The sequence below is a fragment of the Kitasatospora sp. NPDC053057 genome (genome assembly GCF_044546945.1).
Lineage (GTDB): Bacteria > Actinomycetota > Actinomycetes > Streptomycetales > Streptomycetaceae > Kitasatospora.
Genome location: NZ_JBITZP010000140.1, coordinates 1 through 1,476, shown reverse-complemented (window position 1 = coordinate 1,476; position 1,476 = coordinate 1). Strand labels below are relative to the sequence as shown.

Here is a 1,476-nt window from a genome sequence, read left to right as displayed (position 1 = left end):
GACCCGAATCCGCAGGTAGTGGCCGACGGCCAGTCAGTTGATATCTGGGCTGGCCGTCGGTGCGGGTGAGAGGTGCGCGGGCATGGCGGCGGCCCGGTTGTCGTGCCGGGTGGGCGGCTTTCCAGGGCGGTTGCGGGTGGTTCGGGCCCGGTCGGGCGGGTCGGTCAGGCGGCCGGAAGGTGCCGGTGGGCGCGGATCCGGGCGAGCGTGTTGGCGATCAACTCGCCCGCTGTGGCGGTGAAGTGGAGTTCGTTGCGGCGGGCGGTGACCGTGCAGCGGGCGGCCCGGCGGATCAGCAGGCGACGCACGGTGGCGATGCGACGGCGGGCCTGGCCGATGGGGGCGAGCATTTGCAGCCACGCGGTGAGGTTGTAGGCCAGCAGCGCGCCCCACATCCACATGCTGTTGATGGCGTGGGAGGCGGAGGGCAGGTGGTTGAGGCCGGCGCCGTGTGCGGTGTCGCGGAACAGCTCCTCGATCCTGGTGCGGCGGCGGAACTCCCACTCCGCGCCCGCGATCTCCTCGTCCAGGTCCAGGGGCTCGTTGGTGGCGAAGAACGAGTAGGCGTAGGCGGTGTCGGTGATGCCGTCCAGCACGAGAGCGAGCTGGTCCTTGCCGACGGTCCGCGAGCGGCGCGAGCGCGGGTCCGCGGACAGCTCGACGGCGTCGTAGCGCACCCGGCGGGCGATCGCCCCGGTGCCCTCGGGCCATCCGGTGGGCACGTAGTCCAGCATGGCGACCTGCGCGCCCGGGTAGTCAACGGCGTCGATCCAGTCCTCCTCGTCCACGCGGGCCACCGCCCGCCACAGCGGAGCACTGCGCGGCACCCCGAGCCGGAACAGGCATCCGCGGGCGACGATCCGCTCGGCGACCCTGCCCGCGTAGTAGCCCGAGTCGCCCTGGAACAGGACCGGGCCCGTCGCGCCGGCCGCACGCACCGCATTCACCGCCCGATCCACCTGGCCGGGCGCGTGGGTGCGGCCGTCCGAACGGCCGTCGAGCAGGTCGGCGACCAGCACGGTGCCGGCCTGGGCCCAGTGGGCGGCGTGCACCCGCCCGGCGATCTCGCCCTTGTAGGAACGGATCACCTGCTCCTTGCGGGTGGAGTAGACCTCGATGTCCTTGGCATCCAGGTCGATCGTCACCGGCCCGGACAGGACCGGGGCCCGTTCGCCGACCGGCAGTGCGGCCAGCGCACGGGCGGTGACCTGCGCACACGCTGTCTCGACGCCCTCGCGCCGGGCCTGGTCGAAGCGGGCGGCGAGCGTGGCGGCCGTGGTGGACGGCGGAACGGGCGCGGGCAGCAGAGCCTCACCGACCGCATCCGCGCGCAGCCGGTCGAAGCCGACCATGTGGTCCTCGCCGGTCAGCTGCACCGCCGCCAAGGCCAGCGCGAACTCCCCGCCGGTCAGGCCCCGCTCGCGTGCCTTGATCGGGCCGATCGACGTGTCCAGCGCGGCAGTGACGCCCAACGCC

The 1,476-nt window shown here is 73.4% G+C and carries 1 protein-coding gene; it reads right to left on the bottom strand.

Annotated elements, in window-relative coordinates:
• Positions 1-164: 164 nt before the first annotated feature.
• Positions 165-1,476 (bottom strand): transposase (locus tag ACIG5E_RS39460; RefSeq protein WP_396542150.1); only part of this gene is annotated, 1,312 nt, incomplete at its 5' end.